This is a genomic window from Paraburkholderia sp. 32, from assembly GCF_050435345.1.
GTDB classification, from domain to species: Bacteria; Pseudomonadota; Gammaproteobacteria; order Burkholderiales; family Burkholderiaceae; genus Paraburkholderia; species Paraburkholderia tuberum.
Genome location: NZ_JBNDKD010000002.1, coordinates 1182341 through 1208274, shown reverse-complemented (window position 1 = coordinate 1208274; position 25934 = coordinate 1182341). Strand labels below are relative to the sequence as shown.

The 25934-nt window shown below is 66.4% G+C and carries 17 protein-coding genes; 5 read left to right on the top strand and 12 right to left on the bottom strand.

The window, feature by feature from the left end; genetic code table 11:
- Positions 1-189 precede the first annotated feature (189 nt).
- Entirely contained in the window at positions 190-3486 is a 3297-nt protein-coding gene (locus OKW26_RS20915) for an adenylate/guanylate cyclase domain-containing protein (protein WP_429355010.1), read from the top strand.
- A gap of 20 nt (positions 3487-3506) precedes the next feature.
- Here OKW26_RS20915 and OKW26_RS20910 read toward each other — a convergent pair whose 3' ends face one another.
- Positions 3507-3809: a hypothetical protein gene (locus OKW26_RS20910; protein ID WP_429355009.1), complete on the bottom strand. Its 303-nt coding sequence runs from the start codon at positions 3807-3809 to the stop codon at positions 3507-3509.
- Positions 3810-4099: 290 nt separating this feature from the next.
- Here OKW26_RS20910 and OKW26_RS20905 point away from each other — a divergent pair, with 290 nt between their 5' ends.
- Positions 4100-4888, top strand: coding sequence for a class I SAM-dependent methyltransferase (locus OKW26_RS20905; RefSeq protein WP_429355008.1), 789 nt, complete (start codon positions 4100-4102; stop codon positions 4886-4888).
- 34 nt (positions 4889-4922) lie between these two features.
- Here the strand turns inward: OKW26_RS20905 and OKW26_RS20900 are convergent, their stop codons facing one another.
- The 11 genes from OKW26_RS20900 to OKW26_RS20850 all read right to left on the bottom strand — a co-directional run bounded on the left by OKW26_RS20900 (position 4923) and on the right by OKW26_RS20850 (position 21145).
- A complete protein-coding gene (locus OKW26_RS20900; RefSeq protein ID WP_429355007.1) occupies positions 4923-6494 on the bottom strand; it encodes an efflux transporter outer membrane subunit in 1572 nt (523 codons plus the stop codon).
- Positions 6485-9727 (bottom strand): efflux RND transporter permease subunit, encoded by a 3243-nt coding sequence (locus OKW26_RS20895; RefSeq protein ID WP_429355006.1) that lies wholly within the window; start codon positions 9725-9727, stop codon positions 6485-6487. Before OKW26_RS20895 ends, OKW26_RS20900 begins: the two co-directional genes overlap by 10 nt.
- The gene (locus OKW26_RS20890) at positions 9724-10830 is read right to left on the bottom strand and encodes an efflux RND transporter periplasmic adaptor subunit (RefSeq protein WP_429355265.1); all 1107 of its coding nucleotides are present in this window, start codon (positions 10828-10830) and stop codon (positions 9724-9726) included. The genes OKW26_RS20895 and OKW26_RS20890 overlap by 4 nt, the downstream gene beginning before the upstream one ends.
- A gap of 2 nt (positions 10831-10832) precedes the next feature.
- Complete coding sequence (locus tag OKW26_RS20885) at positions 10833-12503, bottom strand: fatty acyl-AMP ligase (protein ID WP_429355005.1); 1671 nt, start codon at positions 12501-12503, stop codon at positions 10833-10835.
- A 32-nt stretch (positions 12504-12535) separates the two neighbouring features.
- Positions 12536-13525: a fatty acid desaturase gene (locus OKW26_RS20880; protein WP_429355004.1), complete on the bottom strand. Its 990-nt coding sequence runs from the start codon at positions 13523-13525 to the stop codon at positions 12536-12538.
- 51 nt (positions 13526-13576) lie between these two features.
- Positions 13577-16321 (bottom strand): phosphoenolpyruvate synthase, encoded by a 2745-nt coding sequence (locus OKW26_RS20875; protein WP_429355003.1) that lies wholly within the window; start codon positions 16319-16321, stop codon positions 13577-13579.
- 15 nt (positions 16322-16336) lie between these two features.
- Positions 16337-17998 (bottom strand): nucleotidyltransferase domain-containing protein, encoded by a 1662-nt coding sequence (locus OKW26_RS20870; RefSeq protein WP_429355002.1) that lies wholly within the window; start codon positions 17996-17998, stop codon positions 16337-16339.
- A gap of 18 nt (positions 17999-18016) precedes the next feature.
- Complete coding sequence (locus tag OKW26_RS20865; protein ID WP_429355001.1) at positions 18017-19099, bottom strand: SDR family oxidoreductase; 1083 nt, start codon at positions 19097-19099, stop codon at positions 18017-18019.
- Positions 19100-19125: 26 nt separating this feature from the next.
- On the bottom strand, positions 19126-19920 hold the full coding sequence (locus OKW26_RS20860) for a hypothetical protein (RefSeq protein ID WP_429355000.1): 795 nt from the start codon (positions 19918-19920) through the stop codon (positions 19126-19128).
- Positions 19921-20027: 107 nt separating this feature from the next.
- Positions 20028-20357 (bottom strand): acyl carrier protein, encoded by a 330-nt coding sequence (locus OKW26_RS20855; protein WP_184058795.1) that lies wholly within the window; start codon positions 20355-20357, stop codon positions 20028-20030.
- Between the two features lie 17 nt (positions 20358-20374).
- Positions 20375-21145: a Coq4 family protein gene (locus tag OKW26_RS20850; protein ID WP_429354999.1), complete on the bottom strand. Its 771-nt coding sequence runs from the start codon at positions 21143-21145 to the stop codon at positions 20375-20377.
- A 592-nt stretch (positions 21146-21737) separates the two neighbouring features.
- Between OKW26_RS20850 and OKW26_RS20845 the strand changes: the two genes are divergently transcribed.
- From OKW26_RS20845 to OKW26_RS20835, 3 genes are all read left to right on the top strand, one after another.
- Entirely contained in the window at positions 21738-22847 is a 1110-nt protein-coding gene (locus OKW26_RS20845; RefSeq protein WP_429354998.1) for a hypothetical protein, read from the top strand.
- A gap of 49 nt (positions 22848-22896) precedes the next feature.
- Positions 22897-24429 carry a B12-binding domain-containing radical SAM protein gene (locus OKW26_RS20840; protein ID WP_429354997.1) on the top strand — a complete coding sequence of 511 codons (1533 nt, stop codon included), beginning with the start codon at positions 22897-22899 and terminating at the stop codon, positions 24427-24429.
- A gap of 68 nt (positions 24430-24497) precedes the next feature.
- Positions 24498-25925 (top strand): tryptophanase, encoded by a 1428-nt coding sequence (locus tag OKW26_RS20835; protein ID WP_187611898.1) that lies wholly within the window; start codon positions 24498-24500, stop codon positions 25923-25925.
- The last annotated feature ends 9 nt before the right edge of the window (positions 25926-25934 follow it).

Sequence of the window (25934 nt, the reverse complement as noted above, 5' to 3'; positions counted from 1 at the left end):
GAACGGCTGTCAAACGCGATGCAGCGTGCTTATCGGACACCTACACTGGTTATTCATCGGCCCCGTACCTGGCGAACTCCACGCAAAGGCCATGCAGCTCCGGAGCCGTTCACACCGGCGGCCGGCAGGCGCGCTATTCGTCTGAGCTTTTGCCCGCGGGGGCCACGCATCGGAGGCGGGGCGACGAACATGGATATCGAGAAATGGCTGCGGGACCTCGGGCTCGAGCAGTACGCCCACGCGTTCGCGGCAAACGACATCGACATGTCGCTGCTCGGGCAACTGACCGACGTGGACCTGAAAGAGCTGGGGGTACAGTCGCTCGGCCACCGTAAGCGCATTCTGGCCGCGGCGGCAGGCGCCCTAACGGCGGCCGCGCCGCTACCGTCCCAGACCTCCGCCGACAACGAGGTGCCCGCGGACGAGCGCAGGCAGGTCACGATTCTGTTCGCCGATCTCTGCGGCTACACGATGCTGTCGCGCTCGCTCGATCCCGAAGACTTGCGCGCGCTGATCGGACGCTACACGGCGCTGGTCGACGGGATCGTGCTCGCCTATGGCGGCACGATCGACAAGCACATCGGCGACGCGGTGATGGCGCTGTTCGGCGCGCCCCGCTCGCACGAGACGGACACGCTGCGCGCCGCCCGTGCCGCTCTCGACATTCACGACGGCCTGGCGCGGCTGGCCGCGCAGACCGGGCGGCCGTTGCAGGCGCATATCGGCATGGCGAGTGGCGAGGTCATCGCGGGCGCGCTGGGCCGCGCCGACGCGCAGGACTACACCGTGCATGGCGATCCGGTGAACCTGGCCGCTCGGCTCGTGGCAGCCGCGGCCGCCGGCGAAACCTGGATATCCGACGACGCGGCGCGCACGCTCGGCGACGCCGCCAGTTGCGAAGCAATCGGCGAGCGGCGCTTCAAGGGCATCGACACGCCGGTGCGGGCATGGCGGCTCGTCGCGCTTGGCAGCGAGCCCGTCAGGACGAGCCGCAGCCGCTTCGTCGGACGCGAAGCCGAGCTCGAACAGTTTCACGGCATCCTTCATGCGTGCATGGCAAGGCGCGCAGGGCATGTCGTTCATGTGCGAGGCGAAGCCGGGATCGGCAAGACGCGGCTCGTCGACGAGATGCGCCGCCATGCGCAGGCACAGGGCTTCACGCTCCATCGGAGCCTCGTGCTCGATTTCGGCGTCGGCAAGGGCCAGGATCCGGTGCGAACCATCATTGGAAGCCTGCTCGGCTTACCGGCCGGTGCATCGAGTGAAGCGCGGCAGGTCGCCGCCGCGCAGGTCGCGGCCCAAGGTATCGTCAAGGCCGAGCAGATCGTGTTTCTGCACGACTTCCTCGATCTTCCGCAGGCCGCCGAATGGCAAACCATCTACGAGGCCATGGACCACGGCGCGCGCAAGCGCGGCAAGCAGGCGCTCGCCGTGAGGCTGACCGAGGACGCTTGCGCCCGTGCGGCGACGCTCATCGTCGTCGAAGACATGCATTGGGCCGATGCCGAACTCATCGGCTACCTGTCGGCGTTCGCGTCAGGCATTGCCAACGGCACGGGCCTGCTGGTCACGACTTCGCGCGTGGAAGGCGATCCGATCGATGCAGGCTGGCGCGCACGTTGCCGCGACACCCCGTTCGCCACGATCGATCTCGGACCGCTTCGCAAGGACGAGGCCCTGAGCCTGGCGGGCAATTTCATCGATGCGACCCAGCGCGTCGCGCTCGCCTGCATCGAGCGCGCGGGCGGCAATCCGTTGTTTCTCGAACAACTGCTGCGCAACGCTGAAGAAGGCAGCGGCGGCAACGTGCCCGCGTCGATCCGCAGTCTCGTGCTCGCGCGGATGGACCGGCTCGCGCCCCGTGACCGCCTGGCGTTCCAGGCGGCCGCCGTGATCGGCCAGCGTTTCGACCTCGCGCTGCTGCGAGAACTGGTGGACGATCCTGGCTACGTCTGCGACGGCCTGCTCGTCAATGCACTCGTGCTGCCGGAAGGCGAGGACTTCCTGTTCGCCCACGCATTGATCCAGGAGAGCGCTTACTCGACGTTGTTGCGCGCGCGCCGCCGTGAACTTCATCTGCGCGCGGCCGAATGGTTCGCACAGAGCGATGTCACGCTGTACGCCCAGCACCTCGACCGCGCCGAAGACGAGCACGCGCCGCACGCCTACCTGGGCGCGGCGGCCGCACAGCGTGCCGCCCATCGTTTCGAAGCCGCGCTGCGGCTGGCCGAGCGCGGCATCGAAATCGCGCAGTCAGAGGCAGACCGCCATGCACTGAGCTGCTGCAAGGGCGAACTTCAGCGCGACCTGGGCGACATCGCAGGATCGATCGTGACGTACCGCACTGCACTCGCCGCCGCCGCCACCGACGACGCCGCCCGATGCGATTGCCAACTCGGGCTCGCGGAAGGTCTGCGTGTCAGCGAGGGTCTCGACGAAGCACTCGGCTTACTCGCGCAAGCGCAAAAGATCGCGGAGCGAGACAACCGGCTGGCGGAGCTTGCAAGCCTCCACTATCTGCGCGGCAACATTCTCTTTCCGCTCGGCAAGATCGACGCCTGCAGCGCCGAGCATGAGCGCGGTCTTGGCTACGCGCGGCGCCTCGGTCTGCCCGAGGCAGAGGCTCGCGCGCTCGGCGGCCTGGCGGATGCGGCGTATGCGCAGGGGCGCATGCGGACCGCGTTCCATCATTTCAGCGAATGCGTCGCGATGAGCCGCGAACACGGGTTCGGCCGCATCGAGGTTGCCAATCTGTCGATGCAGGGTTTCAGCCGCATTTATCTGAACGACGCAGGTCAGGCTCGCGAGGACGCAAGCGCCGCCGCCCGCGCCGCCGAGTTGATCGGGCAGCCTCGCGCGCAATTGCTGGGGGAGACGCTGGGGGTGTTCGCCTGCCAGGAACTAGGCGATGCGCAGGCGGCCGGCAAGCATCTGGTGCAGGAAATGCGTGTGATCCGGCAATTGGGTGCGCGCCGCTTCGAAGCGCAGAATCTGGAGATGCAGGGGCGCCTGTTACTGGACGAAGGATGCCGTAGTGAAGCAGTGGTGGCGCTGCGCGAAGCACTCGCCATCTCACGCGAGGTAGGGACTCAGTTTTCCGGGCCAAAGGCCTTGAGCGCACTGAGCCGTGCGGTTGACGATAACGGCGAGCGTACGCGGCTACTGGCTGAAGGCGAGGCGCTGTTGCGCCTCGGCGCGGTCGGCCACAATCACCTGTGGTTTTACCGCGACGCCGTCGAAGCGATGCTGGGGGCGGGCGATCCTGCTGGCATGCTGCACTACGTGGACGCACTCGAGGCCTATACACAGCGCGAACCGTTGCCGTGGTCCGAGCTTTTCGCGGCGCGCGGCCGTGCGCTTGCACTCGCGCTTCAGGCGCCGCTCAGCGAAGCCACGCGACATGAACTCCTGCGACTGCGAGAGGCGCTGCAGCAGGCCGGCTTTCGCAATTACGTAAGCGCGGTCGAAGCGGCCCTTGCGGCTTGAGGCACGCGCGTAGCCGATCCTCAGCGTGGCGCGGAATCGTCGTCGGGCGGGTCCTTGTGGACGACCTCCATGTCGATGGTGCGGTCGTCGCCATACGCGACCGTCTGCCGGCGCAACGCGCGCATCTTCCACCACAGATACCCGACGACGATCGTGCCGACCGCGAACAGCACGGCGAACAGCACGATCGACAGCATCGCGGCCACCACGAACAAGATCGCGCTCAGGGCGACGGCCAGCAACCGGCCGAACCAGCCGGGGCCGCCGATCCGGATCCCTTTCTCATATGTCACCCGCCGCGGCGGCGGTCTGTCGTTTTGCATCGCTCGTCTCCCGGCCGCCGTCCGGCGGATGATGCGGGTAAATCCTCATGCGTGGTCATTATGCAGGATGCGAACCGCTAACGTCGTCGGCGCGGCTCAGCGTATAGTCGACTGACGTCGTTAAGAAGCCCACGCGTTGGCTCGTTTAACTTCGGTAGTAAGTTGCCGCTCGCGAAGGCTGACAGGCGTGGTGTTTAGCGTGCAGGCCTTCTCTGTCTACCCGGTTGCACACTGCCAGGGCACGTTATGAAATCCGCCGGTTTTCAGTTACCTCGGTTGCCCGCGTGATCATGCGGCGCCTGCATCTGCTCGAAATCGAAGACCAGCCGTGGTGCCCACGGGCGATCCGTGACGGCGGGACGGACTGGCTGCATTTCCTGGCGAATACCCTCAAGGGCTTCAACGTCATCGCGGACAAGCTGCGCGAAGCGATGCGGCGGGTCGGCAACGACCGGATCGTCGATCTATGTTCGGGCGGCGGCGGCCCGTGGCTGACGCTTGCACCGTTGCTCGCGCAGTCCGGACGCGTGACGGTGCAGCTGACCGACTTCTATCCCAATCGCGCCGCGTACGAGCGCGTATCCGCCGGGGCAGCCGGCCGCGTCACCTATGTGAGCGAACCGGTGGACGCGATGGACGTGCCATCGGGATTCGACGGTGTGCGCACGATGTTCAACGCTTTCCACCATTTTCGGCCGGACGATGCGCGGGCGATCCTCGCCGACGCGGTGATGAAGCGCCGCGCGATCGTCGTCGTCGAGGGTGCCGACCACCGGCTGCTCGGTGTCGTGTTCATCCTGGTGATGCCGCTGATGATGCTCGCGCTGACTCCGCTGATCCGACCGTTTCGCTGGTCGCGACTAGCGCTCACCTATGTGCTGCCGGCTATCCCGCTGCTGTGTCTGTTCGACGGCATCGTGTCGATGCTGCGCATCTACAACCCCGACGAATTGCGTGAGATGGTGGCGCGTATCCCGGACCAGCAGAGCTTCGAATGGGACATCGGCACGCTGCCGGTGCAGGGCTCGCCGATCGGTCTGACTTACCTTGTGGGCGTTCCGCGCGGACGCGCCGGCTGAACGCAAGCGGGCGCCGTCGGCAGCGGCGGGCCGATCACTTGCCGGCCAGATGGTCAGGTGTCTGGCTGCTGCCCGCCGGCAGTTCGCCCATCGCCTGAAACAGCGTCGCCGTATCGGCCAGGCGCCGGCCGATCAGGCGGATTTCTTCGAGCCTCGCTGCTTCGTACTGCTGCTCGCCGCCGCGGGCGGATGCAGCGGGCAGCGCGCCGAGCCGGTGACGCGACGTGGCATCGTCGAACGACTCGCGTGCCTCACGGGCAGCGCCGCTCGCGGCGTCGAGCGCCTGCGCGTCGTGTTCGAGCGACGCAAGCGTGTCCGCGACGTTTTCGAACGCCGCCAGCACGGTCTGCTTGTACTCGAATACGGCGGCCTCGTAGGTGTCGATTGCCGCGCGCCGCTGTGCGACGAGCGCGCCGCCATGAAAAAGCGCTTGCGACATCGTCGCGGCGATGCTCCAGATCGCGCCTGCGCCCGACAGCGCGAGCGGCCAGTTGAACCCCCCTTGTCCCATCGAAGCGTTCAGCGTCAGGCTCGGAAACAGCTGTGCCGTCGCGACGCCGACGTCGTCTGCGGCGGCCTTCAGCGCCGACTCGGCGGCCGCGATATCGGGCCGCGCGCGCAACAGATCCGATGGCAGCACGACGGGCAGGTCCTCCGGCAAGTGCAGGCTCGCCAGCTCGGGCTCGGGCGGCGCCGCCTCGGGCGTGCGGCCGAGCAGCACCGCAAGCGCATGTCTCGTCACCGTCAGCCGTTGCCGCAGATCGGCCACGCTGACCTCGAGCGCGGCGATGCCTTGCCGGGCAGTCGACACGTCGCCGCGCGTCAGCGATCCGAGTTCGTAATGCCGTTCGGTATCGTGAGCCTGATCGCCCGCAAGCGCGATCAATCGCTCGGTCGCGTCGATCTCGGCGCGCAACATCGCCGCCTCGATCGTCGCCGTGACGATGTTGGTGGCCAGTGCGCGGCGCGCGGCTTCGCGTTGATACGCGTCGATGTCGACACGCGCTGATCGGGCCGCGTTGGCTTTACGCACCGCGCCGAACAGATCGAACGTATATTGCGCCTGGACTACGCCGATGAACTCGTTGTAAAGCAGCGTATTCGGGCCACCGGGGACCGGAATGCCGAGATCGCGTCCGCGCGAGGCCTGCCCGACCAGATCGACCGACGGCAGCAGCGAGGCGCCGATCTGCGCCCGCAGTTGTTCGTGCGCGGCGGCAAGGTGCCTGTCGGCGGCAGCGAGGGTTGGGCTGTTGCGCAAACCTTCTTCGACGAGGTCATTCAACGCTGTCGATTCGAACAGCCGCCACCATTGCGGCACAGGTTGCGCGCCGGTGGTGAAGTGCTGCGCGACACCGAGCGCGGCGACCGTTTGCGCGGGCTGAGGCTCGACGCCGTAATGGGCGGGAGAGGGCATCGCGGGCGGCTCGCCGTTCGGACCGAACGAGCATGCGCCAAGCGCGATCGTCGCGGCCGCGCCGAACGCCGCGCGCCAACCATGGATCGCCGCTGCCCGCGTTCGACCCGGCGCGCCGGCGAAATGCGGCGCGCTCGCGAGCGCCGGCCCGTCGACGGGGTTGCAGTCTGTGCCCACGATCAGCTCCACGTAGATTCGATTGTCGGGGTCGCGGTTCGCACACCGCGTTCGAAGTGCCGCACCTTGAATGCGGTCGCGTACAGAGCGGGAACGAAGAACAGCGTCAACACCGTGGCGCCCGTGATGCCGCCCATCAGTGCGGTCGCCATCGGTCCGAAGAAGGCCGATTGCAGCAGCGGGATCAGCGCGAGCACGGCTGCCGCGGCGGTCAGCATGATCGGGCGGAAGCGCCGGACCGTGGCACCCACGATCGCATCGAAGCGCCCCTGGCCCGCGGCGATATTGCGTTCGATCTGATCGACCAGAATCACCGAGTTGCGCATGATGATGCCGGACATCGCAATGACGCCGAGCATCGCCACGAAGCCGAACGGCTTGCCGAACAGCAGCAGTGCGGCGACCACGCCGATGAGCCCGAGCGGCGCGGTGAGCACGACCATCAGCACGCGCGCGAAGCTGCGCAGTTGAGTCATCAGCAGCGTCAGCACCACGACGAGCATCAGCGGAAGCTGCGCGATCACCGACGCCTGCGCCTTGCCGCTGATCTCGCCCGCGCCGCCGGTCTCGATCCGGTAGCCGATCGGCAGCGATGCGCGTAGCGGCGCGAGCGTCCGATCGATCGCCTGGGTCACGTCGATATCCAACGCGTTGCCGCGCACGTCGGCCTGGACCGTGATCGTCGGTTGACGGTCGCGGTCCCAGATCACCGCGTATTCGAGTTCGTTGTTGAGGTGGGCGAGCGCGCCGAGCGGCACCGGGCCGTTCGGCGTCGGCATCGCGAGGTTCACGATCTCGTCGGGGTCGACCCGCTCGCGCTGGGGCGCACGCAGATCGACACTGATCAAGCGGTCGCGGACCCGGTACTGCGTGAACGTATAGCCCGACAGCGTCATTGCGAGGAAGCTCGCCACGTCTTCCGACGTGACGCCGAGCTCGCGCGCCTTCTGCTGGTCGATCTCGAAGCGCACCGAGCGTTCGCCGGGTTCGTCCCAGTCGAAATGGACGCCCGTTGTGCGGGCATCGGCTTTCATCGTCGCCGCGACCTTTTCCGCGATCTCCCGCACGGTGGCGAGGTCGCTTCCGCTGACACGAAACTGCACCGGATAGCCGACCGAGGGGCCCGTCTGGAGCGGCGAAACGCGTGCGCGCACGGCGGGAAAGCTGTTTTGCAGCGTGCTCGCGAGCCAGCGTTCGAGCTTTGCGCGATCGTCGACGGACTTCGCGGTGATCACGAGCTGCGCGAAGTTGGGCTGGGGCAACTGCACGTCGAGCGGCAGGTAGAAGCGCGGTGCGCCCGCGCCGACGAAGTCGACCAGATGATCGATCTCGGGCCGGCCGGCCAGCGTCTTTTCGAGGCGCGCGGCTTCGCGCAGCGTCGCTTCGAACGACGCGCCTTCGGGCAGCCGCATGTCGACGAGCAGTTCGGGCCGTTCGGAGCTCGGGAAGAACTGTTGCGGCACGAACGCGAAGCCGGCCAACGCGGCAACGAACAAGGCGGCCGTGACGCCGAGCACGACGAGGCGCCGCTTCACGCACCACGCGATGCAGTCGCGCAGGCGGTCATGAAAGCGGCTGGCGCGCGGCGCCGCCACCGGGGTCCGGCGCGTCTGCGCGTCGGCGCGCCGGCGGAGCTTGCGAAGCGCGCGCCGAGGCGTCTCGCGTGCGGTGTCCTTGCGTTCGGGTAGCAGGTGATAGCCGAGCAACGGAATCAGCATGACCGCCGCGAACCACGAAGCGATCAGCGCAATCGCGGACACCTGAAAGATCGAGCGCGTGTATTCGCCGGTGGCCGATTTCGCCAGCGCGATCGGCAGGAATCCCGCCACCGTGACGAGGGTTCCCGTCAGCATCGGAAATGCGGTACTGCTGTAGGCGAACGCCGCGGCCCTCGCGCGGCCCCAGCCCTGCTCGAGCTTCACGGCCATCATCTCGACCGCGATGATCGCATCGTCGACGAGCAGGCCCAGCGCGAGGACCAGCGTGCCGAGCGAGATCTTGTGCAGGCCGATGTCGAAACCGTTCATGCATAGCGCGGTGACCGCGAGCACGACCGGGATCGAGATCGCCACCACCACGCCGGCGCGCCAGCCCAGTGAGATGAGGCTCACGGCCAGCACGATCACAATGGCTTCGGCGGCGGCCCGCAGAAAACCGTTGACCGAATGCGAGACCGCGTGCGGCATGCTCGACACCTCGACGAGTTCGAGCCCCGCGGGCAGACGCGCACGCAATTCCGCTGTCTGCGCATCGAGCCGCTTGCCGAGCTGAATCACATCGCCGCCTGCCTGCATCGTGATGCCGATGGCGAGCACCGCGCGGCCGCCGGTGCGAACCTGCGAGACCGGCGGATCGTCGTAGCCGCGCCTGATCGAGGCAATGTCACCGAGACGAACCAGGCGGTGATTGATGTCGATCAGCGTGTCGCCCATCGCCTTCAGGTCGGTGAACTGGCCGCTTGGACGCACGTACACGCGGTCGAACGCGGTGGTCAGCGTGCCGCTCGGCGTGACCGCGTTTTGCGCGTTGATCGCCCGCGCGAGCTGTTGCGGCGTGATACTGAGCCGCGTCAATTGCGCGTTGGGAATCTCGATCGTGATGTGCTCGTCGGGGTCGCCGAAATAATCGACTTTCGCGACCCCGGGCACGCGCAGCAGCACGCCGCGCAGTTCGTCGGCATAGTCGTGCAATTGCGCCGGCGAGAACCCGTCGCCGGCGAGCGTATAGATGTTCGTGTAGACGTCGCCGAACTCGTCGTCGAAGTACGGCCCCCGCACGCCGGGCGGAAGCGTATCCGCGATGTCGGCCATCTTCTTGCGTACCTGGTACCACGTCTCGCGCACTTCGTTCACCGGCGCGGAGTCTTTCATCGTGAAGACGATCAGCGATTCGCCGGGACGCGAGTAGCTGCGCAGATAGTCGAGATGAGGCGTTTCCTGCAGCTTGCGGCCGATCCGGTCGGTCACCTGTTCCTCGACCTGGCGTGCGGTCGCGCCGGGCCAGAAGGTCCGGATCACCATCGCGCGGAACGTGAACGGCGGGTCCTCGGATTGTCCGAGCCGGGCATAGGCGAGCACACCGAACAGCGTTGCGAGCACGACGGCGAAGATGACCAGCGCCTGGTTACGGATCGCCCACGCGGACAGATTGAAGCGGCCGGTATCGTCCGCTGCCGGCCGCCGCGGTCCGCCCGCTCCGCCGGGTCCGCCCGCTCCGTCGGGCCCCTGGCCGAACGGCGCTCTCATGATGCGAAGTCCTCGGGATGCAACGGCGCTACCGCGCGCACGGTTTCGCCGGCGCTGACGGTATGCACCCCTTGCAGCACGACGCGCTCGCCGTCGTTGAGGCCTCGCGCGACCGAGATCGTGCGGTCGTCGTAGCGGCCAACCTGGACCCGGCGCAGTTCCAGCGCCTGGTCGCCCGGCCGAACGACCCAGACGGCCGGCGCGTTGCCGTCGTGAAAGAGCGCGCTCGCGGGCAGCGTGATCGGGTCGTCCGCTTGCGCCTCGCCGGCCGCGGCGGCGAACGTGACGGTGGCCGTCATGCCGAGGCGGACCTCGGGGCCTGGCGCATCGAGCGTCAGTTTCGCGCGATAGGTGCGGCTGCCGGGCTCCGCGGCCGGCGACAGCTCCCGCACGTGTGCCGTGAAGCGTCTGCCCGTGGCGGCCGGCAGCGAGACGCTGGCCGCGCTGCCGACCGCCAGCGCGTTCAGCAGACTCTCGGGCACGTCGCAGAGAATATCGACCTCGCCGGACCAGGCGAGATGGTAGACCGCTTGTCCCGCCGCGACGTTCTGCCCGGTATCTGCGTCTTCGGCGGTGATGACGCCGGCATGGTCCGCCGTGAGGACCGTGTACTGCGTCTGATTCGTCAGCAGCGCGAACTGTTGTAGCGCCTGATCGCGCTGCGCGGCGGCCGCCACATACGCATCCTGGGTCTGCTCGAGCTGCGCTGTCGAGATCAGCTGTTCCTGCGCCTGCGCACGGTCGCGATCGAGTTGCTGCTCGGCGAAAGTGAGCCGATGCTGCGCCGCCATCAATTGGGCCTGCGCGCCCGCGAGGCTGCGTTGCGCGTCGTCGGCATCGAGCCGCGCGATCGCCTGGCCGGCCGTGACCGTATCGCCGAGCCGCACCTTCCGCTCGATCAGCTTGCCCGCGATGCGAAACGACAGCGGCGTCGCATAGCGTGCGTTGACTTCGCCCGGCAGCGTCGCGAGCACGGGCTTGCTGTCCCGATGCACGACCACGGCGATGACCGGGCGCGGTAGCGTCACCTCGGCTTCTTTCGCCTGACAGGCGGCGAGCGTGAGCGCGCCCGACAGCGTCAGCATGATCTCGCGCCAGCGCATGCTCACGAGTGTTCCTCCAACTCGCCGGCTTCGAACTGTGCCTTGGTCCGGCGGCGCTGTACCTTGCCGCTCGAGGTCCGCGGCAAGCTGCCCGCCTGCACGATCGCAACGTGACCGACCTGCAGGCCCGCGCATTCGGCGACCTTCTGCGCGATCGCACGCCGCAGCGCCGTGGCCTCCGCCGGCTTGCCCTCGGCACAGACGACCAGTGTCTCGTCGCCGTCGCGCATCACGCTGAACGCGATGACACCGCGGCTTTGCACGCTCGGCAACTCGGCCACCGCCCATTCGATGTCCTGCGGATAGAGGTTCGAGCCGTGAATGACGATCAGGTCCTTGCTGCGGCCGCAGATATACAGCTGGTCGCCGGCGAGGTAGCCGAGATCGCCGGTCTGCAGCCAGCCGTCGCGGTACGCGTCGGCGCTCGCGTCGGCCTGGCCGTAATAGCCCACGGTGATGCTGGGCCCGCGCGTGACGATTTCGCCGACACAGCGTTCGGGCAACGCGCGCCCGGATTCGTCGACGATCCGCAACTCGTGGCCGGGAAAGCAATGGCCGCAGCCGACCAGTTCGATCGTCCGTAAGCCGTTGTCACGCGCAGCCGGTATCGCTCGACCAAGCCCCAGCGCGGCCGCATAGACGACGTCGGTGACGAGCGGCTGGCCGTGGTCGTGAAACGTGATCGCGAGTGTTGCTTCGGCCATCCCGTAGCACGGCAGCAGCGCTTCGGCACGAAAACCGGCCGGCTCGAAGCGCGCGCAGAACTGGCGCAGCGCTTGCGCGTTGATCGGCTCGGCACCGCAGCCGGCGACGCGCAGCCGCCGCAGATCGAGGCCTTCGAGGTCCTGGTCGCGGCTACGGCGAGCGGCGAGCGCGAACGCGAAGTTCGGCGCGAAGCTGATGGTGCCGCGGTATTTCGTGATCGCCTCCATCCAGAGGCCGGGCCGGCGCACGAACGCTTCGGTTGCCAGCAGCACGCACGGCAAGTCGCAGATCAGCGCGCCCAGCACGCTGATGAGCCCCATGTCGTGGTGCAGCGGCAGCCAGCTGACATAGACGTCCTGCTCGCGCAGATCGATGCCGCGGGGTCCGAGGAACGCTGTCGCATTCGCGACCAGATTGCGATGCGTGACCATCACGCCTTTCGGCAGCGACGTGCTGCCCGACGTGTATTGCAGGAAGCACAGGTCATCGGGATGCAGCGTGGGCAAATCGCACGCGGGAGGCTCGCCGTCGAGCAGCGCTTCAATGGTCACGATACGTTCGAGACCGGTGTCGACGGCGAGCACGTCCTCGATGGTCTCTCTTGTCGAGTTCGACGTGAGCAGCATCCGGGCGCCTGCCGAGCGCACGATGTGACTGACGGTTTCGGCGTAACGTGTGCGGGTCCTGAAGTTCAGGCTTCCGCGCGGAAATATCGGTACCGGGACGAGACCGGCGAACGAGGCGCCGAGGAAGCTCAGGATGAACGCTTCCGGGTCGAGGATCACGAGCGCGACGCGGTCGCCCTTGTTCAGCCCCAGCGCCACGAGCTTTTTCGCGTGGTTGCGCGCCTCGCGTTCGAGCGCCTCGTAAGGATAGTAGTGCTCGTCACCGTGCGTGGAGACGAAGCGAAGGCCTCGAGCGTCGCCGCGCGGCAGCGCTGCAACGGCATCGACTAGCGTCTGGTTCATGGTGACGGGGTCCCCTGTCAGGTAATCGAGATTCAGCGATCGAGCGCAGCAGCGGGCGTCCGGTCGCGGATCGGCTGCAGACGGCGACGCAGCAGCGCGATCACCTCGTCGTCGCTGCGCACCGGCGCGCCCGGCAAGCGCACGAAATGCGTGGCGAGCTTGCGGTGCTGGCGCGTGACGAGCAGCAGCCAGATCTGCGCGATGTCGATGCGATCGAACACGACCGCGTCCTCGCGACCGTACTTCTCGAGGTTCGCCGCGAATTCCTTCGTGAGCTCACTGAAGTGCGTGCCTTTGCGGACGTGGTGGTAGATGTGATAACCGGCGTTGAAGACGCGCGCATTGAAACGCGAGTCGATCGTATTGGTGCTGCTCGTGTACGGGTTGTCAGGCTGATCGGGGTCGATGAACGCGTGCTGGACCCAGTTGCCGATCATCATCATCAGCCGCACGAACACAAACGGAAACACGAACACGACGAGCGTCGCCCGCAGGTTCCAGTACGCGGCGGCGGCAACCGCCGCGTAGAACGCGACCTCACCCACGAGCAGTTGCCTGATCAGCTTCGTATTGCGCGAGCGCCACAGATAGACGGACAGATCGAGCGGCACCAGCGCGGCGAAGCGCAGGTAGTAGTGCAGAAAGTCGATGACGCTATCGCGCTGAAACCGCATCGTGGAGCTCAGGTCGCGTGGCAGGTTGTCGTCGATGTGATGCATGCCCATGTGATGGACATAGAACGTGCCCGGCGTCTGACCGAAGAACGGACACAGCACCCACTCGAGCAGGATCTCGAGCGCCCGGTACTGCTTCCTGAAGAGCCGCCGATGCAGCGTGCAGTGGTAGCTCATCGTGAAACGGTCGCCGAACGCGTTCCAGACGAGCACGTATGCAACGCCGAGCCACCAGGGAAAGCGGCCGAGCCCAAACAGCACGGCTGCGGCGGGAATGAATATCAGCGCGCACTGGAGGTAGAGCCGCAGATGCGGCAGGTCGCGACGATCGTTGAGCAGGCGGTACATGGTGGCTTCCTTCAGGGGCGGTTTCAGTGGTCAACGGGCGGTCAATTCATGTCAGGTCGGCTCGGGCAGTTCGATCACGCCGCTATGGCCATCGACCTTGAGCTGCATGCCCGACTGCACGCGCGTGGTGAGGCCCGGAATCTGGACGACGGTCGGGATGCCGATTTCGCGGGCGACGATCGCGGCGTGGGTCAACGGACTGCCACGCTCGATCAGCAGCCCGGTCGCCGACGCGAATACGGGCACCCAGCCGGGGTCGGTCCGATAGGTGACGAGGATGCCGCCGTCGAACTCGTTCGCTTCGCGCACCACCTTCGCCGGTCCTTCGGCGAAGCCCGGCGAGCAGGGCGTGCCGCGCAGCGTCGCGCCGGCCGCGTGGGCAGGCGCCGCGCGCAACGCGGCCAGGTTCGCCGGGTTGCTGAGCCAGGCCGCTACCGGGCCATGCGTGACGAAGCGTGGCGGCAGGTCAGCCATGTCGCGATAGCTGGCATCGTCGCGCTTGCGCTGCTCGATGAGCGGGCGCAGTTCGCGGTGGGAGACGGTGCCTTCGAAGCACCCGCGAATTTCCTCGAGGCGCAGATGGAAGATGTCGCGGCCCGTCGCCAGCACGCCGTCGGCGGCGAGACCCTCGCCGATTGCGCGGAACATCCGGCGCGCGACCCCGAACGCGCGCGAACGGCAAAAGCGCACGGTCTCGCGCGCCCGGATCGCGGCGCGCACGCGGCCGCGCGCGCGTGCAAAAATCCAGCGCTGCAGCGGATTGAGCCGCTCACGCAACAACGCGTCGATGTGCGCTTCGGTGGCGCTGCGATCGATCGACGCGGCACCATGCGCGAGCGCGGCCTTCAACATATCGAACAGCACGCCCGGGTCTTCGCGCAGATCGGGCTCTTCGAGCTTCAGTTCGTTGTTGCTGCGGTACGCGAAGTCGGCGAGGTAGCGCTCGATGTCGGCGACGATCTCGGGCGCGCCGCATCCGCGCAGCGCCGCATACGCAACGGCAGACGGCGTGCTGCGGATCAGCGCTTCGACCTGAGGCTTCGCCCGCACGGCTTGCGCAATCGCGCTCAGCCTGCGGACCGGCTCGATCGACTCGAGGTCGTCCATGCCGCCGATCACCGCCACTTCGAGCCAGTCGGGCGCACCGGGCATCCACCGCTTGATCAGCCGCCGGACGACGCCGTAACTGAGACCGATCGCCGACTCGAGCACGATCATCATGCCCCAGCGTGCTAGCAGCGCCTGCTCGAAGCGGCAGTAGTGCGCATAGACTGCGTCGGCGGGAAGCGAGCGATAGTCGGGCGCATTGAACTCGTCGTAGACCGGATAGAAAAACGCGCGGAAGCGCTCGACGTTGCGCTCGAGACGCGCGAAGTGCCACGCGAACTTCGTGCCGCTCAACGCCCGGATGCAGGCGAGTCCGGCGCGCGAGCCGGTCTTGTACGGCGCGATCAGCGCGGCGAAGCTCGCCAGATCGAGCGGCTCGTCGACGCCCATCTGGACTTCCATCATCTTGCGCCCGAGGTTTTGGAACGGCGCGAGCCCGGAAAGCTTGTACCAGTGCAGCAGGTTGTAGTACACGCGCCCGTTCAGGAACGCGAGCGTCGAGCCGAGGAAGCCATCCATCTCGCGCCGCTGCTTGTGCGGAATCGCGAGCAACCGGCAGAACTCGCGGAACACCTGCGCATAGACGTACTGCGCGAAGGTGAAGGTCAGTTGCGTCGTCACGCCGGGATAGTTCTCGACGATGTTGGAGTTGTCCCACAGCTGAAATTCGCCGGTCCGCGATGGGGCCGGTGCGATCGGCGTGGTCACGGGGCGCGCCTGCAGAATCCACAGCTGGTGCTCCGCGATACACCATTCGATATCGAGCGGCTCGCCGAGCTCGCTTTCGAGCGTGCGGGCCGCCGCCACGACGCGCTCGATCTCGTCGTTAGAGAGGGCCGCTGCGTCGCGCAGCGCGGCCGGCACCTCGCGGATGTGGCGGCCGTCATGACGCTCGCGTTTTTCACCGATCACCACCTGCCTGGGCTGTCCGGTGTGGCGATCCACGGTGATCGTGTCGGCGTCGACCGCGCCCGACACGAGTCCCTCGCCGAGCCCGTAGACGGCGCTCAGCACGAGCTCGTCGCGGCTGCCGTTGGCCGGGTTGATCGTGAACACGACGCCGCTCGTGTCCGCCTGAACGAGGCGCTGCAGGATCACGGCCATACCGGCGCCGGCGATATCGAGTCCGTGCTGATGCCGGTAGCGCAGCGAGCGCTCGGAATACGCGGAAGCCCAGCACCGGCGTACGTGTTCGAGCGTCGAGTCGAGCCCGCGGACGTCGAGGAACGTGTCGAACTGGCCTGCGAACGAGAAGCTGGCGCTGTCTTCTTCGATGCCGGACGAGCGCACCGCGAGCGGTCCGTCTCCAATGATGTCGTGCGCGCGTACGATGTCGGTGCGCAACGCGGCGCTGATGTCGCACGTCAGCATGGCCTCGCGGATCGCGCTCGCGATCGCGGCGGCGTTCGCAGGCGTGAAGTCGCGCAATAGCGCGGCGATGGTCTGATCGAGGCCGCCGTCGCGGCGGAACTCCGCGAAGCAGTCGGTGCCGAGAATCGCCCAGTTCGGCACCGCCACGCCGAGGTTCGCAAGCCGATGGAGCGATCGTCCCTTGTTGCCGGCGAGCCGCTCGATCGTTTCGGCCGGACTCGCCGCGGTCAGGATCAGGCGTGGCGATGCTGTCGGGGCGGCGCAGCTTTCGGCCGATTCGAATTCGCCGCATGCGCGCGTAATGGTGTCGAAAGTCATTGAGGTCCCCGTTGCTCAGGTGCTCGACGAAGCGAGCAGGTCTCTTGCTTCCTCGGCTGTACCGCGCCCGCCGTGAGCGGTCTGCGGGAAGCGCGCGTGCAGATGCGCGCCGAGGTTGATCCAGTCGTAGGCGGCGTGGATCGTTCCGCGCCAGCCCGACGCCGTATCGAAGCTCGCCGGAAACTGCGGGTCGCCGCCGAGGTCGCGCAGACGCTGCGCGAGTTCATCGGCGAGCGCGACGGAGCGCTGTGCATCGCGAGCCGATCCGATCGAGCACTGTTCGAGTTCGCGGATGCCGTCGATCAGCGCCGCATCGAGCGGCAGCAGCCGGATCGCGTCGAGCGTCGCTTCTTCCATCGTCGACTGCGGCGTCACGCCATGTGCGCCGAGCGTGACCATGCAGGCGGTCTGCATCATCCGTTGCAGCGCGTACTCGAGCACCTTCCATTGGCCGCGCTGGAGTGCGCCCTGGGCATCCTCTCGCGCGTTCTCGAGACCGATGTTGGCCCAGATCATCTCGAGACCCGCTTCGGCGAAGCGCCCGGCGGGCATCGGCAGCAACTGGGCACCGCTCGCGCGGCCGCCCGCGAGGCGCGCGCCGTCGATCGAAATCAACGGCGCGCGCGACACCGGCGTCGACGTCGCCTGCTGACGTGCGTGGATTTCTCCGCTGCCCTTCCAGCGCAGGCTGACGAGACCCAGCCGGCTGAAGTCCGCGATCAGCGCGCGCTGCCGGCTCGCCGTTTGCGCGTCGCCACGGCTGGCGATGGCCTTGCATGGCGTGTCGAAGGTGATCGCTCGCCAGGCCTCGGCCGCTTCGTCGTCGAGCGCAAAGACGTCGCTACCTCGCAGCACGTGGACCCGTTCGCCGATCTGCCAGGTCGTCGTGTCCTTGCCAGGGCCAATCAGCACGTTGTCGGCCATGAGGCTCACACCGTTGACGCCGAACTCGCGGATCAGCGCGACCCCCGCCGCGAGGAACCCGCTTTCGGCGCCATGCTCGCGCGGCGCGTGCAGCAGGCTCCACAGACGGCCGACGCGGCCGGCGTCGACGGCCGCGCGTTCGAGTTGCAGCGACAGCCATTTCGGGCTCATGTAGCACTCGCCGAGGCGCGCCACGTGACTCTTCGCCGCATGAAACGCGGCGGTCCTGATCCAGGCGCGTGCGTAGTCGGGCTCGCCGAGCGCGAACATCGCCACCGCATAACGGCCGGTCTGACGCGCGAAATCCTCGAACCACAGCGCCACCGCCTCGCACAGCGCCTCGCGGCCAAGCGCCGCTTGCAGCGTCTCGATCAACGCCGGGTTGTCGATCGGCAGCGCGCCGATAAAGCGCTGGCACCGTTCGAGCAGATTCCACGACAGACGCGCGACCGCGCGCCGGCCTTTGCCGAGCGCTGCGCGAACCTGCGCGAGTTCGCGGCGCAGCCGCGCCGGACTCAGCAACCTGACCTCGACGCGGCGGCCGTCGATGAATAGGATGTACGGCATCGTGGCTGGCTCCAGCCCGCTATCGACGATCGCGACGAAGTCGACGTCGGAGCGCTCGTTGCCAAAGCCTTCGGCGATCGAGCCTTCGAGAAACACGGCGCTCGGTGCCCGCTGTTCGAACTGGGTGCCGAGCGCGGCCCGCGCTTTTTGCCAGAGTTCGGCGAGCATCGGATCAGTCATCAACATGGTTAGGCTCCCTGAGCGTCAAGCCGTGCGCGGCACGAAGTAGCCCGCCGCGATCCCGTAACGAAAGATCCTGCGCAGCAGCGTTTTGCCCGTCGCGCGAGGCAGGGCCGGCAGGATCGCGGCGGTCGCGTCGCGTGCAAAGCGCACCTGGCGCGTCAGGTACGACTCGTACAGTTTCACGACCTCGTCGTAGTAACGGCGCTCGAGCGGTTTCATTGCGGCGGCGTCGAACACATGCCGCGGCACATAGCGAGGCACGTGAAACGAGGGAAACTCCGCGCAGACGTCATTGATTTCGCGCAGCGTCGTCGGCGTGCCCGAGGTCAGATGCAGCGTGCGTCCGCGCACGAGCGGAAACTTCGCCAGCGCTTCGACGACGCAGTCCGCGACCCAGTCGATCGGCACGATGTTCAGCGTCGCCCCGTAGTCGCCCGGCATCGTGCGCACGAGGCCCGCGGCCGTCAGGCGCACGACGGTGTACAGCGTGTCGAACTTGCGGATCACGCCGCTCGCCGAGTCGCCGACGATGATCGACGGGCGCAGCACCGCCGCCGGCAGACCGCTGCGCATCGCCGCTCGCACCGACTGTTCCGCGCGGTACTTGCTCTGCTCATACGGGTTGCCCAGACGCTGACCGAGTTCGAGATCGTCCTCGCAGAACACGCCGGGGCGCTCGCCGCAGACATAGGCGGTGCTCACGTAGAGCAGCGGAATCGGCGCGTCGCCGCTACCTTGCGCGAACTCGACGATGCGCTCGGTGCCGCGAAAGTTGATCGCGTCGTAGACCTCGGGCTTGCGCCCGAAGCTGGTTAGCGCGGCACAGTGGACGATCGCGCCCGTTGCCGCGCGCAGTGCCTCGTAGGTGTGCGGATCGAGCCCAAGCCGGGGCTCGGCGACGTCGCCCCGCACACATGCGAAGGTTCCGGCAGCGGGTGTGTGGCCGCCGTACGGTGTTGCCGCGAGCGGTGTGCCGTCGTTGCGGACAACCGGTCCGTCGGAGCGCAAGAATGCGACGACCGGGTACCCCATTGCCGTCAGCCGGGCGATCACTTCGGCGCCCAACAGACCTCGCGCACCGGTGACGAGAACGTGCTTATCCATCGTGGGTGACCATCCAGGGTTGCGTGTCATTTGAGGAGAAGCCCGGCCAGCAGTCCGAGCTCGACGGCGACGATGAAGCGCGTGCCAGCCCAGCGTGGCCGGCCCTGCCTGCTCGCGGGGCCCGGCCAGCTCGCGTTGAACCAGACGAGCCACACGAGCGGCAGCGTTGCGGCATAGATCGAATACGTTTGCGACAGGCTTGCCAGGCGCGAGAGCGACACGTTGATGCCGAGCGCCAGAATCAGCAGGGCATTCAGCGCGACCCGAATGGCGCGCGCAGACAGGAGATAGGGCTGCAGTGCGGTGGTGCCGACCTTGCGCGAGAACTTCCAGAATTCGTAGCCGGTCCACATCGAACCCGCTACGCACACCACGACGTAGAAGCTCAGTTCGCGCCCAGCAACGTCGCGCCACAAGAAAAAGCCGTACATGAAGATGGCGAAGGGCGCGCCCTCGAAAACGGGTAGGCACAGCAGCGGGTGGGTCGGGAGCAGCCGCTTGAAGACGAACGGCGCAGCGAAGGCCAGTGCGGTGGCGGCAGCGGCGGCCGTTCGCGCGTGCCCCATGCCGGCGTTCAGCGCAACGAGCAGGATCGCGCTTGCCGCGAGGCTGGCGATGAGGCGTGCGCGTCGCGCCGACAGCGCGTGCCCGGTGGGGTAGTCGCGTTCGAGGTCGTCGAGGTCGTCGATCAGGCGAAGCTGGACGAACAGCAAAAAAAACGACGCAAGACCGGCCAGCAAGCGCCAGCCCGGTTCAATGGCGACGCCGGCTATCCGTCCGTATAGCAGCAGCGAGCAGACGAACGCGCCGGCGATCGGCACCGCGTCGGCCGCCAGAGGCAAGCGGCCGAGCGTGTGACCGAACGCGGCTGCCGCAGTGGCGAGCCGGCCACGTCTCGCATGCGGGGTGACCAGCGAAAGGCGCGGGCTCATGTGCGCATCCCCTCATTGGCGTCTATACGGACCGCCGCGTGCCGGATGCACAGGTCCACTAGCGAGCCGACCGTGAAATACGCTTCGGCGCGTTCTTCGTTCAACGCTTCCAGAGGCAGACGCTCGATGCCAAACGCCTGCTCGATTGCGACCACGGCTTCGACGAGCGACAGCGAGTCGAGGCCAAGATCTGCGATCAGCGAACTGTCGAGGCGAATCTCCGTGTTGAAGTCACGCTGATGCTCGCGGCAGACGCGCAGTAACTGCGTGCGTACGACTCCGAATACGGTGTTGCGCGTCGACGCATTTTTCGATGTGCTGGCCATGCTGGATCCCTTTCCGTTCACGCGTTGCTCGACGCGGCGTAGCGCCACGGCAGTGTCTGGCCGCCGGCCAGGATGCCCTGTGGATGCGCGAGCGCGACAGGCTCGATCGCCAGCTCCAGGCGGACGGCTTCGAGTGGCCGCTGCAACGCTTCTTCCCAGCGGTAGGAAAGGGGAATGCGCGCGCGCTTGCCACGCAGCCACGCGCGGCGCAGAAAACGATGGACCCAGAAGTTCGGCCACCACGGCGCAGTCAACGCGGTGCCGAGCAGACCGACGATGCGCGCGCGCATCGGTTCGAGCCCGCAGTCGAATGCGAGAAGCGAGGTCTCGCCGGCCCAGTCCTGGCCATAGCCCGTCAACACGTGCAGCAGGTCATGAATGCAGCCGCTGCGCTCGATGAACCACTGACGGTCCGGGCCGGGGAGGATTTCTTCGAGGCCCGCGGCCAGCCGGCTCGCCTGCAGCAGACCATCGGCGCTGTAGCCGCTGTGCTCCATCATCGCCATGTAAGCGCGGCCAAACGATCCCGGCGGCAAGCGCAGCAGCGTGTCGGAATCCGCGAGCGTGCCGAGCAGTGACGGCTGCTCGGCAAGCAGCGCGCCGGCGCCGGGCTCGCCGAGAAAACGCTGGTACATCGCCTCCATCTGGCCGCCGTCGAGCGCGATCATCACTTCGTAGGCATGCTGAATATCGTCTACGTTCGCCCTCAACGCCTTGATCGCCCGCAAGGCGCGCGGCCAATCGATGTGGCGTCGCGCCAGCGCGTCGTCCTTCAAGGTTGCTGTCATCTGCGGCTCCCGGCAAAGATCAAGAGGGCGAGTCACGAGTGGCAATCGACCGGTGCCTCGCGATTCGGGTTCGGCTACGGCGAGAAGGAATCGAGGCAGGCCGGCCACCAACTGTGGATGCTTTTTGCAGGGTTCATGCCAGTCGTGCGTCGGCAGCACGAAGGTCGTCCTCATTCCCTGCAAGAACGGACCGAAGTGCCCAGATCTCAAAAGGCCGCGCGGGTTTCGCGCCGATTGAAGCGGAGTCTGCGATTTGCCGACGCCCGTTCGGGGCGAGCCCGTCGCAGCCTGCTGGATGTCGGTGCCGGGCCAACACGTGAAGCGCATCTGTTGGTCGCGGATCGACTGCGGGACATTCGATACCGGCCCGGTACGCATGCCGACGTCCAAACATCTAAACGTGCGCATGTATCGCGCTGCCCTTTGAAATCTGGCTGCCCGCTTGCGTCATTGCTTCTGACGAGGACTCACGTCGCGCTGCAAGAGCGTGCCTGGCACGAACCGTGCGCCAGGAGCGCGAACAATGAGTGGTGCGTATTGATGGTCGCGAAACGTATCGCTTGGGAATACTCACGAGGATGGAGGTAGAGCAATGAATCAGGCATGGAAGGCGAAAGCGGGGCAGTTCCTGCCGGGTGCGAATCTGACTGTGCTGCCGCACTGGGAGCGCGACGCGGTACCGAGCTACGATCGTGCCGAGGTCTCGGTGCCAGGGCGCCTTCACTTCGCGGTATTCGACTTTATGCAAATGGCGCCCGGCTTCGGTGGCGGCGGACTCGGCGTATCGACGAGCACGGTCGGACACCGGATCACCGTCACGAAGAGGACCAACGGTGAGGGCGGCTGCGACGTGCCGAGCGGGCGGCACATGCTCGAGTTGTTCAAGCGAGCCGTCGGTTACGCACGTGACGACATCCGCGTCGATCGGGTGCGCAGCATCCAGCACCAGCACAGCGGCTTCGGCTCGAATGTCTCGTTCAATACCGCGACGCTCGCCGGCTTGAACGCGTTGTTCGGCTCACCGTTTTCGCCGCACGACATGTGGGAAATGATCACCCGCAACTACGTCGAGACCGCGAAGGATGACGAGCACGTGTATTTCGGACTGGAGACCGGCGTTGGCGAAGCGTGCCTGTTCTTCGGCGGTCTGGTCTGGGTCGACGAGAAGCACGGCAACGGCCGTTTTCTCGGCAACCTGAGTTCGGAAAACCTGTGGGTGACCACCGCCGTTGGCAACTACGACACGCTATCGACCGAAGCGCTGCGCGCCCATGGCGAAGGCGCGGACATGTCCGGCACCACCGAGGCGGGCTTCGTGCCGACGCATTTTGTCGAGTGGCAGAAGCGCTACGGCATCGCGTGGCGCAACTTCATCGAGCAGAAGTTGCGGCCAGCACTGCATCGCAACGACCTGTTCGCGTTTCTGAAGCACGGCTGGGAACTCAACAGCATGAGCAACATGAAGGTGCTCGAAGGCATTTTCCGGACCGACGTGATGCGTGAGTTCGACGAGACGATGCAACGCGAGGGCGCGGTGTACGCGGGGATGAGCAGCGCGGGTCCGGGCTTCTATGCATTCTCCGACTGCGAGGACAAGGCGAAGCACCTCGCGGCGGTGATGATGCATCGGTTCAGCGATTTCATGAGCGAGATGACGGTGGCCCGCGCGGGCCAGAAGCTGTCCATCGACGTCGCCGTCTAGGCGCATTCCTGCGAGCCCTCGCGAACCTTTCCACCGAGACCGATCGAACATGGCCAAGCGCGTCACCTTCGTCAACACGAACCAGATCAAACCGGCGATTGCGCCGATTGCGTTCGACTACCTGTCGGCGCCGATGGAGCGAGCCGGGTTCGCGCTCGATTTGCTCGACCTGTGCTTCTCCGACGATTGCGAGGCGGCCATTGCCGCGCACTGCCGCACCGCCGCGCCGGATTACTGGGGGGTGACGCTGCGAAATACCGACGACGTCTATTTTTCCAGCGGCTACAGCTTTCTCGACAGAATCAGGGACATCGTCGCGTTGCTTCGGCGCGCGCGCGCGGTTCCGGTCGTGATGGGCGGCGCGGGCTACTCGGTGATGCCGGAAAAACTGCTTGCTTACCTCGACGCCGACTTCGGCATCGTCAGGGAAGGCGAATTCAGCCTTCCCGAGCTGCTGACCTGCCTCGAAGAAGGCAGGAGTTTCACGCACATACCCGGCGTGGTCTACCGCGATACGGCCGGGGTGCGCGCTACGCCGCTCGCCCCGAACGCATGCGGACCGCTGGCCAGCATCGGGCCTCACAAACGCGAGCTGGTCGACAACCCCCACTACTTCGCCAAAGGCGGCCAGATCGGCATCGAAACGAAGCGCGGTTGCAATCGCTCCTGCATCTATTGCGTCGAGCCGCTGATCAAAGGCCGCACGGTGCGCATGCGCGAACCCGATGATGTCGTCGCCGAGATGGCATCGCTCGAAGAACGCGGGGTCAACGTCTTTCACATCAACGACTCGGAATTCAATCTGAGCGTCGCGCATCCTCTTGCGCTGTGCGCGGCCATCATCCGGCACGGGCTCGCCGGCAAAATCCAGTGGTATGCGTACGGTATGCCGCGGCCCTTTCCCGATGAACTCGCGGCCGCGATGAAAGCAGCCGGTTGCGTCGGCATGAACTTCGGCGTCGACACCGCCAGCGAAACGATGCTGAAGATACTGCGCCGCACCTTTAGCGCCCACGACATCGAGCATGCGGTCAATACGGCGAAGCGCCACGGCCTCGAGCACATCATCGAGCTGCTGTTCGGCGCGCCTGGCGAGACGCAGGAAACCGCGCGCGAGACGATCGAGTTCATCAAGCGGGTCGATCCGGAGCGCGTTTCGGTGACGGTCGGGCTGAGGATTTTCCCCGGCACCGAACTGGAGCAGATGATTCGCCGCGAAGGCCTGCACGTCGGAAATCCGAATCTTCACGGCCATATCGAAGGCAACGACGATCTGCTGCATCCGGTGTTCTATCTGCCGACCGCATTGGGCCCGGACCCGCAGCAATTCATTGCCGAACTGATCGGCAATGATCGGCGGTTCTTCGGGACCAACGCGAGTCTGTTCAACTACAACGCGAACGACGCGCTGGTCGAAGCGATCGCGCAAGGCGAACGGGGCGCGTATTGGTCGATCCTGAACCGGATCGAGAAACGCTTCGAAGCGGCCCACGACGCTCGCGGTTGTCACCGCACGTCCGCGGCCGGCGGCGATGCGGATTGGGCACCGATCGAGGTTGTGACGATCGAGCAAAGTGCCTGATGCGGTGTGCGATGCCCGAAGCGGCCAGTCATCCAGTGGCCTGCGTACTTTCAACCCAGGAGGAGTGCATGCTTTTAGAAAACAGCCAGCCTGAGCCGTACAGGATCAAGATGGTCGAGCCGATCAGGCTGATCGACCGCGAGCAACGGCAGGCGCGGCTTGTCGCCGCCGGGTACAACGTCTTTCGCCTCGAAGCAGACGACGTCTACATCGATCTGATGACGGACAGCGGCACCTCCGCGATGAGCGCGAACCAGTGGGCCGGCATCATGACCGGCGACGAATCATATGCCGGTTCCCGCAGTTTCACGAAGTTGACGCAGGCCGTGCGGGACATGCTCGGCTTCGACTACGTATTGCCAACCCATCAGGGCCGGCCGGCCGAGCACTTCCTGTTCCGGACCCTCGTGCGCCCAGGCCAGGTGGTGCCATTCAACGCGCCGTTCGATTCGACCGAGGCACACGTATCGATTGCCGGCGGGACCGCGATACCGTGCGTCGCCGAAATCGGCTACCAGCCCGCTGTCGAGCACCCGTTCAAGGGCGACGTGGATGTGCAGAAGCTGCGCAACGTGATCGAAAGCGAAGGGCGCGACAATATTCCGCTGATCATGGTCTCGCTGACGAACAACGCGGGCGGCGGCCAGCCGGTATCGATGGCGAACCTGCGCGCGGTGAGGGCGTTGGCCGATGAGTTTGCGATTCCGGTCTACTTCGATGCGGCGCGCTGCGCGGAGAATGCTTACTTCATCCAGCAGCGCGAGAGCGGCTATGCGAACCGGTCCGTGGCGGAAATTCTGAAGGAGCAGTTTTCCTATGCCGAGGGCTGCACGTTCAGCTGCAAGAAGGATGCGCTGGTCAACATCGGCGGCTTGCTCGCGACACGGTCGCGCACGCTCTATGAGCAGGTCGTGCCGCTGCTCGTTCTGTACGAAGGTTTCGTCACCTACGGAGGGATGGCGGGCCGCGATCTCGAGGCGCTCGCGATCGGTCTGCGCGAGATGGTCGACGACCGATACCTGCAACACCGCGTAGGTCAGGTCGAACGGCTAGGGGACACACTGCTTGCCGGCGGCGTTCCGATACTGAGGCCGACCGGTGGACACGCGGTGTACGTCGATGCGGCCGCCTTCCTGCCCCACCTGCCGCGCTCGCAGTTCCCGGCCGAGGCGCTGGCTGCCGAGCTTTATCTGGAGGGCGGCGTGCGCGCCGTCGGTCTGGGCTCGTTGGCGTTCCTGAAAGAAGATCCGTCGACGGGCACTGTCAGCGCCCCGAGGCTGGAACTGCTGAGGCTGGCCATTCCTCGCCGCGTCTACACCGATAGCCACCTCGCGGCGGTTGCCGCCGCGTTGATCCGGGTCTACCAACGACGCGATGCGATCCGGGGAATGCGCATCGTCTCGGCACCGTCGATGCTCAAGCACTTCACCGCGGTCCTCGCGCCGATCGAGGCCCGTGACGAGATGCTGGCGGAGTCTCGGGAAGTTATGGTCTGAGGTGATTTC